A 15,934-nucleotide genomic window follows, 5' to 3' on the forward strand; every position below is an offset into this window, starting at 1 on the left:
CGTCTCAGTTGGGAGGATTTGTTGCTCATCTACTATTGCCTGAAAAGACACAGGATAAGGCTTTCTTAAACCAAGGAACTGAGAGTAATAGGCTTTCTCAAAAAATCATTAAAATGTTTTCCATCAAAAGCATTACTGAATGTTTGTATAAAGCAATCGTAATGAATCTGATTGGTATTGGAGAATAAGAAAATCCGGTATTGTTGGGCAACTTTTTCCAGCCAATTAATTCTTTCAGCAGGAAAATCCAGGAGAAGAGCATTCCAGGCGTCCTGAATTTGGTTATTGGTTAATGGCAATCCAGCTTCTTTTCTAAATTCATCATAAAAAGCTGCTTCATCAATTTTACCTGTTTCAAGGAGTTCAAAAAGGGGGTTAGAAAAATGCTGGGTGAACATTTCATCAAAATGACTTACTCCCAGTGCTTTAAAAGCATTACTGGTCAATTTAAAATCAATATTGAGCAATACCCCACCTAAATCGAATATGATATTTTTTACTTTCTGCGCCATTAATTAATCAGTTTCATTCCGTAATGCCCTAAGGTAGTAAAAATGGCACATCGGGTAACAACCCCTATACAGCACCATACCAACAACTTCTGAATAGAAACATTTAGTCCGGTTCCCACACCAATGCTAACAGGTGCACCAACTGTGAGTGTTCCGAAAAACCCGAGACCTATAATCCCGTACTTTTCCCAGATCTTAAAAATCAACGTGTTCTTGTCTTCTTTCTTGGGCTTGGGTTTTCTGAATCGGTTAATATACTGTTGTATATGTTTGCCAAGGAAAGCTGCAATAAAAACACCGGCAAGTCCGCCAATCATAGTGGTAATAAATATGGTAATAGGAGAAATGCCAAATGCAAAGCCTGCAGGAATTGCGGCATAAATTTCAAAAGTTGCCAGCCCGGCAACCGTTAGTATCTTATAGAGCATAGTTTCAAATAATCGTCAACTGCGAATCTACTCTTTTGGTCTCAGCGCAAACGCATATAATTTGTTAACTTTAATCGATTGCAAAAAACAATTGGTTAATGAAGGACGGGCAAACTATGAATGAGAAATTATTTAACCGTATAAATATAGGGATTGTTTATTCAGACGCTACTGGAAATCCCATTTTAGCTAATAAAGCTGCTGAGCGCATTTTAGGCCTGAAACTGGATGAATTCACCAAACTCCGTTCTCAGGAAGAAGGATATATTATCATTGATTTTGATGGTAATACTATGCCGAAAGAAGAGTATCCTGCCAATATTGTATTAAGAACCAAAAAGCCGGTGCAGGATGTGATAGCGGGTATACATCAATTAAAAACCAAACATACTACCTGGATTTTAATGGAATCTGAACCAGAATTTCGGGAAGATGGAATTACAATTGAAAGAATCCTTACAACTGTTACCAATATTACTACCCAGGTTAATATTGAAAAGAAACTTCGTTTTCAGAATCGTTTGCAGCATTTGATTACCAAAACAGCTAAAGATTATTTAGGGGGAATTGTAAGCGACCCAGACTCTGCTGTACAAACTTCTCTAAAGGAATTGGGTGAATTTCTGGAAGCGGATCGGGTATATATTTTTGAATACAATTTCAAAAAGGAAATCAGCAATAATACCTATGAATGGTGCAGCGAAGGAACTTCCTCGCATATAAATGAATTACAGAATATTCCTTTATCTGTTTTATCACATTGGACATCGCAACACAAAGAAAGAAAATCAATTCATATACCTGATGTGAGTGCATTACCAGATACGGATCCTGTAAAAGATGGATTGGAGATACAAAAAATTCAAAGCCTGTTTACTGTTCCTATTTTTCAAGGTCAGGATTGCCTTGGTTTTATTGGTCTTGATGTGGTTAAGAAAAAGCATTTTTTTTCTTCAGAAGAACAAAACCTACTGGTCATTTTTGCAGAGTTATATGCCAATATGAAACTAAGGGTTGAGTACAATAAACAAATTGCTGAAAGTGAGGAACGCCTTTTAAATATCGTCAACAGCCCTACTCATTATGTATTAAGAACCGACCTAAGTGGCAAGCACACTTTCTGGAATAAGACATTCGCAGAAACATTCGGATGGCTATACGAGGAAAAGGGGCTTTCAGAAGGTGATTCACTGAAATCTATCTGCGGTTATCATCACAAAAAAACACAAGAAGTGGTTTTGGCATGTATCCGGAATCCGGGAACAGTGCACCAGATAGAATTAGACAAACCAACCAGGGAAGGAGGAATAATGACCACACTTTGGGAATTTGTTTGTCTGGCTGATGCCAATGGCAGGCCTACAGAAATGCAGTGTATGGGAATTGATATTACGGATAAAAAAGTAGCAGAAGAAAAAGTGAGAAAGCTATCCCGTGCTATAGAGCAAATTCCTTTAACTGTTGTAATTACTAATCTAGATGGCAATATTGAGTATGCCAATCCCTATACTTTTCATACAACAGGTTACACACAGGAAGAGCTATTAGGAAAAAACCCGAAAGTGCTTAAATCAGGTGAAACCAGCCTGGAGGAATACCAGCATTTATGGGGAAATATCACTCATGGTAAAGAATGGAAAGGGATTTTTCACAACAGAAAAAAAGATGGCACACTTTATTGGGAACAGGCTACCATTGGCCCAATTCTGAACGATGAAGGCGAAATCACGCATTATATTGCCATAAAGGAAGATATTACAGAACGTAAACGGATTCAGGATGAATTAAAAGACCTGAACAATCATTTGGAAGAAAAAATTAAAGAACGTACGCTAGATTTAGAGAATGTAAATATTACGCTCATAAATGCGAACAAAGAAGCACAGCAGGCAAATAAGGCAAAGATTGACTTTTTATCTAAAATGAGTCATGAGCTTCGCACCCCTATGAATTCAATTCTTGGATTTGGCCAATTACTTCAAATGAGTGATTTAAGTCCTGTTCAGGAAAAGGGGGTACAGCATATTCTGGATAGCGGAAAGCATTTGCTCAATTTGATAAATGAAGTACTGGATATTTCCAGAATTGAATCGGGAAGAATCAGTATTTCCGTTGAACCGGTTGATGTTTATGAAGTAGTAAAGGAAATTACCGAAGGGCTTCAGTTTTCTGCAGATCAGAAGAGAATCAAACTAATTTGGGAGCCTAAAGGTACCATACCAATATATGTTAGAGCAGACAGACAAAGATTAAAACAAGTATTAATTAATCTGACCAATAATGCTATAAAATATAACAACGAAGGCGGGCAGGTTATTATTTCAGTTGACGCAAAACAAGCTTCTGCCGATGGTTACACTCCTATCAGAATTTCTATTGAGGATAATGGATGGGGAATAGAAGAGAAGCACATTGAAAAAATATTCATTCCTTTTGAAAGAGTTGGAGCAGAGAAGTCCAATGTTGAAGGGACCGGTTTAGGACTTGCAGTGGTAAAACAACTAACTGAATTAATGGGAGGAAGTGTTGGGGTAAAAAGCATACATGGCAAGGGCAGTACTTTCTGGATAGAACTACAGCAATCTGAAAATTATTTAGAAAGCATGCAAAAATCTGCAGTACTGCAGCAGCATAGGGAGTCAGAAGATAATACAGGCAGCATTTTATATATTGAGGACAACCAACCGAATATTGAACTGGTCGAAGAAATTATCAGCACAAAAAGAAAGGGTGTTCATTTAAACATTCATATGACTGGTCTGGGGGTAATTGAAAAAATCAGAGAAACAAAACCAGATTTAATTCTATTAGATTTAAACTTACCCGAAAGACACGGGAAAGATATTTTGCAGGAAATCAAAACAGATAGCAGTCTTCAACAAATACCTGTAATAGTCATAAGTGCAGATGCAATGCCGAATCAAATTAGTGAATTAAAAGCCTTGGGTGCAGCTGGATACTTAACAAAGCCTATAGAAATAAAGTCATTCATTGATATTATTGACACTTATATAAAATAAGACATGAGAGAAGACTTAAAAGACAGCAGAATTTTAATCATTGATGATACACTCGCCAATATAGAAGTATTGGAAAATTTATTACTAATGAAGGGCTATACCAATGTCCGTTCTATTAGTGACTCCACCAAAGCAATTGAAACAATCAAAAGTTTTCAACCAGAATTAATTTTATTAGACCTGATGATGCCCGAAGTATCCGGCTTTGATATAATGGAACAATTAAATAAAGAAACGGATGCATACAAGCTAATGCGGATTCTGGTATTAACCGCTGATATCACTCCGGAGTCCAAAAAGAAAGCTCTGTCCGGAGGAGCCAGTGATTTTTTAACTAAACCGTTTGATCTTACAGAAGTTGACCTTAGAATTAAAAACCTGCTTTACACAGTTTATCTTTTATCTCAGCTAACCAACCAAAATACAATCCTGGAAGAAAAAGTAGCAGAAAGAACTGCTGAACTGGAAAAAAACCTGGCAGCTATAGAATTGCAAAACAAGGCGCTAAGAGAAATTTCATGGATTCAATCACACGTGGTAAGGGCTCCATTAGCCAGGATGATGGGTGCCATTGCATTGCTCGATATAAAAGATGAAGCAGGAGTTACACAGGAAGAAATAATGGAAATTGTAGTGAGTTCTGCCAACGAAATTGATAAAACCGTTAGGGAAATATCTTCAAAATCGGCTCAGGCCAATATATAACATGCCATTTTAACAGTTTTTCAGGGGCAAATCGGCTATAATAGCGGTAACTTTGCATGCGGAATAATTATTGTCGAGTTATCCCAATATACCCCCCTTATGAAAAAACTATTTCTATTCTGCCTGCTCATTTTATTTAGTACGCAGGCATTCAACAATAAAACATCCAATCCTATAGAAGGATGGAAAAATTCAATTGTAACCCTATCAAATAAGTTCAATATCAGTATAGATGCACTACAGAATGCAGTAAAGGTTTACCAGCAACTGAAGCTGGCGGGTCAGCTTAATAACCAGCAATTCTTAACCATTGCCGATTTTAGCAAGCCAAGTTCAGAAAAAAGACTCTTCATTATCAATATGGAAAAAATGGAATTGGTTTTCCATAGTTTGGTAGCCCATGGTAGAAATTCAGGAAAAAAGATGGCAGAAAGATTCTCCAATAAAATGGAATCCTATCAATCCAGTATTGGTTTTTTATTACCGGAAATATATATAAGGGCAAACATGGAATGTCTTTACAATTGGAGGGAATTGAAGCCGGAATTAACGATAAAGCCAAACAAAGAGCCATTGTAATACACGGAGCAGATTACGTGAATGATGCATTGATAAAGAAACAGGGTTATATAGGCAGAAGCCTTGGCTGTCCGGCTGTACCTCAGAATCAGGTAAAAAATATCATTCAAACCATAAAAGGATCTTCCTTATTCTATATTCACGCACCCGATAAGACCTACTTACAAAAATCAAATTTGATTGGCAGTTAAATTGCCCGGGGTTAATCCAAAGTATACTCGTCTAATATCTTCAGAAAGTCTTTTATATCGAAGGGTTTAGTAAGGTACTTTTTTGCACCTGCTTCCAGCAATCGGCTCACTTGCAATGAAACAGCGTCTGCACTTACTATTACAACGGGAATATTTTTGAGCTTATTATTCTGCTGAAGTATATTAAACACTTCAAAGCCGTGAATATCAGGTAAATTCAAATCCAATAAAATCAGATGGGGATGATGCTCTAACGCAAGGCTTTCGGCCATTCTTCCATAAATCGAATTAATGATTTTCACATTTGGTCTGGTGGTTGCAATAATTTGATTTACCAATTCAATATTAGAACTATTGTCTTCAATGTATAACACTACTGCCTGATGTTGTATATTAACCAATTCAGGTTTAACTGGAAAATGTTCTTCTTTTATTTGCATTGTTTCAGCCAGGCCTTGTGTTTTTGGTAATTCTACCCAAAATACACTTCCCTCATTGGGAATGCTTTCTACGCCACAAATACCCCCCATTAAAGAAGTGTACTGCTGAACTACTGCAAGTCCAAGTCCGGTACCCTCCACTGCACTATTTTCAGCACCAATGCGTTCAAATGGAATAAATAGTTTTTTTAAGTGAATCGGTTCAATACCTGGCCCATTGTCGGCTATGCATAATTTTATAAAAGCATTGTCATTTTTTACTATTTCAACCGCAGAAAGTTTTACCCAACCTCCGACACGATTGTATTTTATTGCATTATTAACCAGGTTAATAACAACCTGCTTTATACGCTGTTTATCTGCTTTAATAAAAAATGACTCTTTGCCGTCCAGTACATTAATCAACTGAATATTTCTTGCATTAGCAGCTGGTGTAAGGGTTTCAATTACATCTCTGAATACATTCATTATATTCACAGGCTCAAGAGAAATGGAAATTTTTCCGGATTCAATCCTTGTAATTTCAAGCACTTCGTTAATCAGATTCAGTAAATGTTGACCACTGTTTAGAATATGATGAACAGATTTGATTTGCTTCTCATTCAAATCACCCATTTCCAAAAGCTGCGCAAATCCAAGAATAGCATTCATAGGTGTGCGTAATTCATGGCTCATTCGCGATAAGAAATCACTCTTAGCCTGATTCGCCTCCTCTGCTTCTTTTTTGGCTAGCATCAATGCAGTATTGGTATTTTGCAATTCAGCCGTTCGTTCATTAATCTTTCTCTCCAGATTCTGATTTAAAGATTTTATCTCACGTTCAATTTTTACCCTTTCCGTAATATCTTCTTTAATTGCAATAAAATTAATGATGTCCCCGGCCTCATTTAAAATAGGTGTGATAGTGGTTGACTCCCAGTATAAAGAGCCGTTTTTCCTACGATTATTTAAAATACCTTTCCAAATATTTCCATTCGTTATTGTAAACCATAACTCTTCATATACTTTTGGATTAGTGAAGCCAGACTTTAATATTCTGGGATTCCCACCTAGCAATTCTTCGTATGAATACCCTGTTGTAACAATTGTGTGAGGATTTACATATTCAATTGTGCCATCCTTGTCTGTGATGAAAATACTGAGAGGGCTTTTTTCAACTGCACTTTGTAGTTTTTTAATTAAAATCTGTGCCTCTTTCTTTTCGGTGATATCTCTCCAGGATATAAACAAAAACTGTTCCTTGCCTGTTACCATTGGCGAAAGAATTACATCTACATAAACAATTTCACCATTGGGTTTTAAATGCGCCCATTCAAATTGATGTCTGTTTTTCTCAAACGCCTGCTCAATTACTTTTTTAACTAAATCATCAGAAGGCTGACCATCTGGCTGAAATTCAGGTGAAATCTGCTGAGGAGTTTTACCAATTATATATTCCCGAGATGAATTCAGTATATTTTCACTCGCTTTATTGCAATCTATAAATATTCCTTCTTTAACAATTAAATACCCGTCTGGCGAATCTGCAAAAAGGGTCCTGTATTTTAATTCACTTTCTTTAATTCTAAATTCTGCTGTCTTTTGTTCGGTAATGTTTGCTGAGTTAACAAATACAGATGTTATATTGCCACTGGTATCTTTAACAGGCTGTATACTATTTCTAAACCAATATTCTTGTCCATCAATATTTCTATGTGTTTCCAGAATACTTCCTTTTTTACTGAAAAAAACCTGCTCTATATACGCCATATTCTCAGTGGCTATTTCTGCAGGAGCTAGATCATAAAGTGTGTACTTATTATTTATAAAATCTTCTGGCTTTTTTCCGAAAATAGTTGCCGCAATTTCGTTGGCATACAAAAATTCACCTTCCACGTTCAGTAACATAATAGATGCATCAGAGCTCTCAATTAAACTTCGATACATTTCTTTGGTTTCAAAAAGCAGCTTTTCTGCTTGTTTTGCTTCTGTTACATCCAGATTGGTTCCTCTGGTACCTAAATAAACGCCCATGCTATTAAAAACAGGCTGACACACGTGTTCAATAATTCTGAGCTCCTTTTCCTTTGAATAAATCCTGAAGTTGATTTTATCAGCACATTTATGCTGAAGTACCTTGCTTTTGTGTGCTAAATAAATTTCTCTGTCTTCCGGATGAATTATTTCATTACAAATAAAATCATCATTATGCACTTCATCTGGCGTATATCCGGTTATTCTTTCACAGGATGGTGAATGGTAGATAAAATGGCCATCGGGTGCTTGCCAGAATTCCCAGTTATAGGTATTATTGGCAATGATTCTGTATTTTTCTTCTGAAGCAACTAATGCTCTTTTACTCTGCTTGATTGCTTTGTACTTTCGAATAATACTAACAACCGTTTCCATCATTTTTAATTCCTCTGGAAGGAATTCTGTTGCTTCGGAAATGAAAATATTTACATATCCTAAAGGCTTATTGCCAATAAAAAAACCGAATTCTTGCTTTCGGCCTTTTTCCGAAAAATTTTCCGAATAATAGCATTCTCCGTCATAATAAATCATGACGGATGTTTCTTCTGGCAATAAAAATGCAGGTGGTAAAATCTTTACTACTTCCCCAAAATACTCTTGAGCATTTAAGTCTTCATTTTGACTTAAGCTCGTAATTTGATAAACACAATTTTGTTCTTTTAACCGTTCATTTAGATTCTACCTTGATTCTATCACCGCTAGTTCCGCTTTAGCCCTATAAGACTCATTTTGTATTCTGTTCTTAATATTTACTAATAGCTCAGAAAAAATAACCAGGAGATCTTGCTCTAAAGAATCGAAATATTGTGGTTTAGTAACACTTTCTAACCCAATAACACCAATACATTCACCCTGATAAATTAATGGTACAGCCAATAAGCTTACAACTTCAGTCGCTTCCAATAATTTTCGCATCGGACTCTCCAGAGGAATTTGCTGAATATTAGATATATTGATGGATTCGCCTTTTTTTAAAATATCTATCCAGGAAGAAAATTCTTGAATAGGTATAACAGAAAACTTATCTTTTTGTGAACTAATTCCAATTGCGCACCATTCATATGTATAGTGTGCAAGGTTATTATTGAAATCGTAATCGAATATGGCTAATCTTTCAGCGCCTGTAAATTCCCCCAGTTTTGCAATGGCAATTGCAATTTCCTCCTGAACCTGCATTAAGGGGATATTGATAAATTTCTGGCCAATAGTAGTAACCAGGTGAAGTAATTTATTTTTCTTCCGCAATTTTACTTCCAATTCTATCTGATCGGTAATATCTGTAAATGTGATAAAAACGCTGGTAGGGTTTTTAGAATCATTGGAAAACTCAGGTACTGAATTAATTAATAACCAGATATACTTGTTCTTCTTAACATGCATTATTCCGATTACCCTATTAAGAACAGGTAAACGGGAGGACAACGCAAGATAAACAGGATGTTGTTCTGCAGGATAAGGAGTTAAATCTGGTTTCAATACCTGCCAGCGTGAATCATTCGCCGGAATTCCAATCAATTCTTCGGAACCAAAACCCAGTAAATATTCCGCAGCACGATTGGCATGTGTAATCAGTCCTTTTTCATCCACATAAATTACACCCTGAGCCAGAATGTCAAAAAACAACATTTTGTCTTTTTGACTGTCCATGCCAGTATTGCCCTGATTCATTGTTGTTCTTTTGCTTAAAGTTAAGCGATTAAACAATCAATAGATTATAAAAAATCGTCATTTGGAACTTAAGGTCAGGCCGAGTTTGAATGCTCGTTGGTTTTAATTACAATGGCCTTAATAACTGCATCTAACTCTTCTGCAGAAATTTTTAAGTACTCCAAGAATTTCAACCTTTCTTCTTCAGAAACCAAATGGTTATTAAAGAGATTTACTAAACCCAAAATTCTGGCAAGAGGAGCTCTAACCAGATGCGACTGCTCCCACGCAATTCGAGCCAGTTGTTTATTTTTTGATTCCAGATTGGATAGTGTTTCCTTCTGCTGAGTTATATCTTCTTCAACACCTATGAACTTAGTAATTTCTCCGTTTGCATTTACAACCGGATTAATATAGGCCTTAACCCAGTAGAGGTTTCCATCTTTTCGTTTGTTACAAAACTCACCCACCCAGGATTCTTTGTTTTTAATATTCGCCCATAATCTTTGGTATTCCTCAATAGAGGTATAACCTGATTTTAGTATACTCGTTTTTAGCCCTATTAATTCAGGTAAACTATATCCGGAAGATTTACAAAAGGATGGATTGGCATATTCAAAAACCCCATTGGTATCCGTAATCATGACAGATGTGGTACTTTGCTCAATAGCCACTGTAAGCGTATCAATTTGTGCCTTGGCAAGATCATGTTTCTCTGCAAGAGAAAAATTAGTCATGGCAAAATTAATATTCTCATTAATTCTGTTCATTAGCTCCAACTCTTCCTGTGTAAAGAAGTCTGGCCTGTTGGCATATATGGCAATCTGAGCAACAGTATAATTATCTACACGTATTGGCATTGTTAAAGAAGATCTGTATCCTCTTTTTAAAGCTTCTTCCCTCCAGATTTCCATTGCAGGATCATTGGCAATATCATTGCAATAATAAATTTTTCCATCCCGTATTGTTCTGCCTGATGGTCCGTTACCTGCTGGTATATTTTTTATTGAAATATGCTTTTTAAAATAATCAAGATAGCCAGATTCTTCCCCTGCATATTTATAAGGTTGTATCGTTTCGTTAATGTCGTCCCTTAATCCCACAAACGCAAAAACGAAACCTCCTTTATTTACAGCAATATCACAAAAACCATTGTATAAATCCAATGGCTCTTTTGCATTTAAAATTAAATCGTTTATTTCTGATGAGAACTTAAACAATCTCTTGGATTGAATTAAAGCTTCTTCATAATTGTTTTGTTCAGTTAAGTCTTTCCCAATTAAATAAACCAGATTAAGTTCCTTATCAACTTTACCACTCCATGTAAAATCTAAAACTTGATTTTGCTTTGTTCTAATTTTAATCTTCTTATCACTAATTGTTCCTTTATCTAATAATTCATTTTTTGCTTCATCTAATAAATGCAAATCTGAGTCAGGAACCAGAGAGAAAGCTTTAAGATTATAGAATTCCTCCAGCGTAAAACCAGAAATATCAGCAGCAGATTTACTTATAAATACTTTTTCAAATTGGCTATTGTAAACAATAATAGCATCATGGGCTGCTTCAAGTATACTGTTGATCATCTTATTCGACTCAACAATCTTTAATTCTTTCTTTATAATTGCATCAATTTCACTGAAAGTGACCGTAATAAACTGAACAGCTCCTCTGTCATCCAACTCTGGAATTGCAGTAGTTAAAATCCAAATTCTATCCCGGGTAATGGGTCTAAATACACCCATAATTACATTTTCTACCGGTTTTGCCGTTTTAAGTGCAAGAGAAACAGGATGTAAATCGCCAGGCAATAATTTCCCCTGCTCATCAATAACATTCCAGGAAGGATCAAAGGAGGTTTTTCCTATCAGCTGATCTTTGGTAAGACCCAGTAGCTGAAGTGCTTTAACATTTGCAAGGACAATGCTTAAGTCGGCGCGATGCTTAACTATTCCTACAGCAACATGTTCAATCAAATCTAGAAATGACTGTTGATTACTATCAGATAAATCGGCAGGCAATAATGGCTCATTCATCTAAGGATACTTGCAAATCTTAATGAAGATACTATAAATAACTATATATGTAATAACTGAGCCAGGCGTGCAATTGGATCGAAAAGATAAGGCCAGTACTTGGTATCTTTAAACTTATATGGACCAAACTTCAATAGTGATACCAGGTATTGCTTTAGTGAAATCTGATAAGCTGTTCTCATTTTGGGAATTTCGATAGATTCTCCTAAAGAAAGTTTCAGCATGATCAGCGGAAAATTAACACCTGCTTTTAAAAAGGAAGGAACCACTGATGCCCAGAATCGGCCGTTAATTTCCAGCACATATACCTTCTTTGTTATTTCATCTCTGCGTAAATCAACACAGGCAACTCCGTTCCAATGCAATAACTGCATCATTGAACCAACCACTTCTACAACATCCGGATCATCATGATAACAAAGTATATCGTTGCTGCTAAAATTAGCCCCTCGTTTTACTGGAGACTCCTGAATGGTATAACATTGTAATTTTCCATTGATACATATCACATTACAGGTAATATCAGTACCCACTACAAATGGCTGAAGCATAAAATCACTGCCAACTACACTGTCTTCTTTAAGAAAGGTCCATAATTCAGTTTCATGAAACATTTTCTGGATTCCACGACCCGAAGCCATTCTAACTGGTTTAACCAATAAAGGAAAGGGATGATTTTTAATGAACTCCTGAACAAGGTTTTTCTGGGCCAGGGAAACAAACGGAAGACTGGGTAGCTGATGCCTGTGTAAGAACGCTGCCAGATTTTGCTTATGAATGCCAATATCAAAATAGGTTGGATCTGTTCCTAACAAACAGGTTGCATATTGCTCTAAATCTGATTTATGCAAGGTCACTTCTCTGATTTCCAATTCATCGTATGGAAAAATGAAATCGATTGAATGCTTGTTACATAAATCAATAATTCTCTGTTTCAGGTCGTCCGTACCATCCGTGTAATAATAAGTGCTTTCTACAAAGCGGGAAAATCTGGCTGCATTTTTACGGTTATGAGATAACAAATAAAATTTATAACCCAGAGCACGCAAACAAAAAAGAACACCCAATGCTAAGTTAGAGTCATACCCAATCAATAGTAGGTTTTTCGGCTTCATAGTGGTTAAAAATATTAAAATTTGTTAAGATAGTGTTATCAAACATTAACAAATATTCTTAATTTGAATATTGTGCAAATGGAATTTTATTTCAAATAAATATTTAGGTTATATAAATAAATAACAAGCCATTTGGCTGTTGGTACCGATCATCTGGGTTCTGTTTAGTGAAGGCTCTCCCTCATTTTTCCCTATTGTATCCTTGAATAATGATGATATACTTGCTCTGTTTCTGGAATAAAAAATGATTAATGATTATCTTCAGAATCTATAATTCTACTGATTTTAAAATCTGCATCTATACTGCATACTTCACAGACAAGCAATATTTAGAAAATGAATAAAGTATTAATTGCAAGCCTGGATAACTGGGATAGTTGTGCAGAAGTTCCATTTATATTCAAAAAAGCAGGCTGTGTGGTAGATATTTATTGCAGAAAAGAAGCCTGGCTTAAAACCAATCGATTTCATGATTTTTGGATTGAGTGAAATTATTGACGACATAAATGTTTTCAAAAAAATAATGCCCCTAACAAAAATTGAAAACAAAAAATGTTAAGCTCAAAAATAGGGTTTTCAAATTTTTGTATAGATAATCTAATTCAGACTCCGAATTATGCCTTTTATAGTTCTGAAAAGGATTATGATAAAATCATTTCAAAGCTTGTAAGTGCCCCTAAAATTCGGACAGTTTAAAAATAGAGCTAAAAGCTTAAATTTAAACTGCAAAACATGAAAAAGACACGATTCACTGAGACCCAGATTGTTTCTATTTTGAAGCAACAGGAAGGTGGTAGAACCACAAAAGAGCTTGCCCGTGTGAACACGGAGTTTCTGAAGCCACTATTTACAATTGGAAGAGTAAATATGGTGGTATGGAAGCCTCGGATGTTAAGAAACTAAAAGACCTAGAAGAAGAAAATTCTAGGCTTAAGAAGATGTATGCTGATGTAGCAATGGACAATCAGATACTAAAGGATTTGTTCTCAAAAAAAGGCTGGGCCCTGCCACAAAAAAGCAGCTAACACAAGAGCTGGTGAATGAATACGGTGTACCGGTGAGCAGGGCTTGCAAGTTGATATCAATTCCACGTTCTCAGTTTTATTATGAAACTAAGAAAGACGATAAATCTGTGATTGAAGCATTGCAGGATCTTGCTTTTAAGCATCCAACGTATGGATTTAGAAAGCTCTTTGCTTATTTAAGGAGATCTGGTAAAACATGGAACCATAAACGCGTGTACAGGGTTTATAAGCTATTAAAGCTGAATAAAAAAAGACGTGGTAAGCGGAGACTTCCAACAAGAGTGAAGCAACCATTAGCACAGCAAAATACTATCAACCAAAGCTGGAGTATGGATTTTATGAGCGACAGCATGGTTGGGAATAGAAAGTTTAGAACCCTGAACATCATGGATGATTGTACTAGAGAAGTATTGGCCATTGAGATTGACACATCACTGTCCTCAAAAAGGGTCATTAGAACACTTGATAGAATCATTGAACAGCGTGGTAAACCAGTTGCCATTAGAACAGATAATGGGCCAGAATTTACCTCAAAAGACCTTGAGCTATGGAGTATTGACAACGGAATAAAGCTTCAATTTATACAACCAGGAAAACCAATGCAAAATGGTTTTATTGAGCGGTTTAATCGATTGTATCGTGAAGCAATATTGGATGCATACTTGTTCTTTGATTTAAATGAAGTAAGGATATTGACAGAAGAATGGATAGAGGAATACAATAACCATAGACCTCATGAATCTTTGAACAACCTAACACCAACAGAATGGAAACTAAACCTTATTAAAAATGATTATTCTCTAATTAAAACTGTTTGATATTTGGGGTACTTACACATTGATTTACACGGGTTAGACATTTGCTATACCAAGATTATTATTGGGTATTTAGGACAAATAATTTTTATAAATAAAAATTTATATATATATTTAAATACATATTACTTTTATGATTTTAAAAAATTTGTTAAATAAATGAATATATTTTATAAAACCACAATGATTTCCAGAGGAATCTTATTCATTTCTATTAGTTTATTAACCCTTTTTAGTTGTCAGAAAATAACTCATCAAACTGTAATAAAACATGATCTTTTATCAGCGTATAATATCTTAAAAGGTAAAATTCCGCTAGAACAATTCAACAAAATTAATTGGGCGAAAGGGCAAAATAATACGTTTAGCAAAATAGATGGAACTCAATATCATGTTTATTTAGTTGAATTAAATACTCCAGGGCAATTTTTAGTCTATGGAGATTCAAAAGGACATGAGGCAATAAAGTTTATTGAATTTGATAAAATATTACCTGCTGAATCGAGGAAGCGACGTGTTATTATTCGTGATTTAAATGGAATTTTAGAAAATGAAATGATAGTTGTGGATGGTAAATGGATAAATCAAAAAACCAGTTTTTCAAATTCTTTCACATCTACTTCAGCAATAACATCCAAAGACATTGCTAACGAACCATTGCCAGAAGTCTTTGTAATAGGTTATATACCTTCAAGTAATGCAAAATTAGACTTTTGGAATCTTTTTTTTATGTTACAAGATAAAGCTTATTACAATGATTTTTTAACATTCCAAAATCCTGAAACTACCAGTTATGGTGGTGGTGGAGATAATTCAACATCAAATGAATCAACAGGTAATGATCCATGTGGTTCAATGAAAACAATTAGTGCTGATACTAATTTCGTTGCTAATATCCAAGATTTATCAAAGAAAGTCAATCAAACAAATGAAGAAGGATATGTAATAACCAAAAACGCTTCAGGTGATTTTGAATATAGTCTAGTGAAAGGTAACGAAAATGAAAATTTCATACACTTTAACTTTAACACAAGGACTTTTGGCATTATACATTCTCATTATTCTGGCCTAAATTCAATGCCATCACCAGGTGACCTAAAACAATTAGGTAAAATAGTTGCTAGTAATTCCGCAAAAGATCCGTATAAGATTTATAGTGATTTCACACTTGGTGTTGTAAGTACATATGGTTCATATGTGTTTAAAATAAATGATATTGAAAAATTTATAAATTTTTATGTAGATCATCTTTCAGATGATATGGATTTACAGTCTTTTGAAAATAAATATAAAGCAGATTATAACCTAGCTAGTAGTAACCATAGCAAATCTTGGGAAACTAACTTTTTAAAATTAATAAAAGATTACGATGCAGGATTGACTATGTTCAAAGGATCTAACGAATCAA

At 35.1% G+C, this 15,934-nt stretch carries 10 protein-coding genes and 2 pseudogenes; 6 read left to right on the forward strand and 6 right to left on the reverse strand.

The features are described 5' to 3' along the window. Positions 1-65 precede the first annotated feature (65 nt). Both P767_RS16710 and P767_RS0110165 read right to left on the reverse strand, forming a co-directional pair. The gene (locus P767_RS16710) at positions 66-512 is read right to left on the reverse strand and encodes an HAD family hydrolase (RefSeq protein ID WP_051417285.1); all 447 of its coding nucleotides are present in this window, start codon (positions 510-512) and stop codon (positions 66-68) included. After that, positions 512-940: a small multi-drug export protein gene (locus P767_RS0110165; protein WP_026764416.1), complete on the reverse strand. Its 429-nt coding sequence runs from the start codon at positions 938-940 to the stop codon at positions 512-514. The genes P767_RS16710 and P767_RS0110165 overlap by 1 nt, the downstream gene beginning before the upstream one ends. 116 nt (positions 941-1,056) lie before the next feature. Between P767_RS0110165 and P767_RS0110170 the strand changes: the two genes are divergently transcribed. From P767_RS0110170 to P767_RS16720, 3 genes and pseudogenes are all read left to right on the forward strand, one after another. Further along, entirely contained in the window at positions 1,057-3,960 is a 2,904-nt protein-coding gene (locus tag P767_RS0110170; protein ID WP_172637536.1) for a PAS domain S-box protein, read from the forward strand. 3 nt (positions 3,961-3,963) lie between these two features. Beyond that, positions 3,964-4,665 (forward strand): response regulator, encoded by a 702-nt coding sequence (locus P767_RS17965; protein ID WP_071840074.1) that lies wholly within the window; start codon positions 3,964-3,966, stop codon positions 4,663-4,665. Between the two features lie 99 nt (positions 4,666-4,764). Further along, positions 4,765-5,435, forward strand: a pseudogene (locus tag P767_RS16720) (murein L,D-transpeptidase catalytic domain family protein). A gap of 11 nt (positions 5,436-5,446) precedes the next feature. Here P767_RS16720 and P767_RS0110185 read toward each other — a convergent pair. The 4 genes from P767_RS0110185 to P767_RS0110200 all read right to left on the reverse strand — a co-directional run bounded on the left by P767_RS0110185 (position 5,447) and on the right by P767_RS0110200 (position 12,686). After that, positions 5,447-8,419 carry a PAS domain-containing hybrid sensor histidine kinase/response regulator gene (locus tag P767_RS0110185; RefSeq protein ID WP_026764418.1) on the reverse strand — a complete coding sequence of 991 codons (2,973 nt, stop codon included), beginning with the start codon at positions 8,417-8,419 and terminating at the stop codon, positions 5,447-5,449. Positions 8,420-8,566: 147 nt separating this feature from the next. Further along, positions 8,567-9,556 carry a GAF domain-containing protein gene (locus tag P767_RS0110190; RefSeq protein WP_026764419.1) on the reverse strand — a complete coding sequence of 330 codons (990 nt, stop codon included), beginning with the start codon at positions 9,554-9,556 and terminating at the stop codon, positions 8,567-8,569. Between the two features lie 74 nt (positions 9,557-9,630). Next, positions 9,631-11,571 (reverse strand): PAS domain S-box protein, encoded by a 1,941-nt coding sequence (locus P767_RS0110195; RefSeq protein WP_026764420.1) that lies wholly within the window; start codon positions 11,569-11,571, stop codon positions 9,631-9,633. A 41-nt stretch (positions 11,572-11,612) separates the two neighbouring features. Beyond that, complete coding sequence (locus P767_RS0110200) at positions 11,613-12,686, reverse strand: ATP-grasp domain-containing protein (protein WP_026750803.1); 1,074 nt, start codon at positions 12,684-12,686, stop codon at positions 11,613-11,615. A 336-nt stretch (positions 12,687-13,022) separates the two neighbouring features. On the opposite strand from P767_RS0110200, the gene P767_RS18355 reads away from it, so the two are divergent. The 3 genes and pseudogenes from P767_RS18355 to P767_RS16725 all read left to right on the forward strand — a co-directional run. Continuing rightward, entirely contained in the window at positions 13,023-13,175 is a 153-nt protein-coding gene (locus tag P767_RS18355; RefSeq protein WP_157611476.1) for a hypothetical protein, read from the forward strand. A gap of 243 nt (positions 13,176-13,418) precedes the next feature. Then, positions 13,419-14,529, forward strand: a pseudogene (locus tag P767_RS0110215) (IS3 family transposase). A gap of 156 nt (positions 14,530-14,685) precedes the next feature. Continuing rightward, on the forward strand, positions 14,686-15,934 hold a 1,249-nt coding region (locus P767_RS16725), incomplete at its 3' end, for a hypothetical protein (RefSeq protein ID WP_037351730.1).

This window comes from Sediminibacterium salmoneum NBRC 103935 (genome assembly GCF_000511175.1).
GTDB classification, from domain to species: Bacteria; Bacteroidota; Bacteroidia; order Chitinophagales; family Chitinophagaceae; genus Sediminibacterium; species Sediminibacterium salmoneum.

Bases quoted from the DNA above. Each gene is read 5' to 3' on its own strand.
- P767_RS16710 (WP_051417285.1), bottom strand. From the start codon at position 512: ATGGCGCAGAAAGTAAAAAATATCATATTCGATTTAGGTGGGGTATTG.
- P767_RS0110165 (WP_026764416.1), bottom strand. From the start codon at position 940: ATGCTCTATAAGATACTAACGGTTGCCGGGCTGGCAACTTTTGAAATT.
- P767_RS0110170 (WP_172637536.1), top strand. From the start codon at position 1,057: ATGAATGAGAAATTATTTAACCGTATAAATATAGGGATTGTTTATTCA.
- P767_RS17965 (WP_071840074.1), top strand. From the start codon at position 3,964: ATGAGAGAAGACTTAAAAGACAGCAGAATTTTAATCATTGATGATACA.
- P767_RS0110185 (WP_026764418.1), bottom strand. From the start codon at position 8,419: ATGATTTATTATGACGGAGAATGCTATTATTCGGAAAATTTTTCGGAA.
- P767_RS0110190 (WP_026764419.1), bottom strand. From the start codon at position 9,556: ATGAATCAGGGCAATACTGGCATGGACAGTCAAAAAGACAAAATGTTG.
- P767_RS0110195 (WP_026764420.1), bottom strand. From the start codon at position 11,571: ATGAATGAGCCATTATTGCCTGCCGATTTATCTGATAGTAATCAACAG.
- P767_RS0110200 (WP_026750803.1), bottom strand. From the start codon at position 12,686: ATGAAGCCGAAAAACCTACTATTGATTGGGTATGACTCTAACTTAGCA.
- P767_RS18355 (WP_157611476.1), top strand. From the start codon at position 13,023: ATGAATAAAGTATTAATTGCAAGCCTGGATAACTGGGATAGTTGTGCA.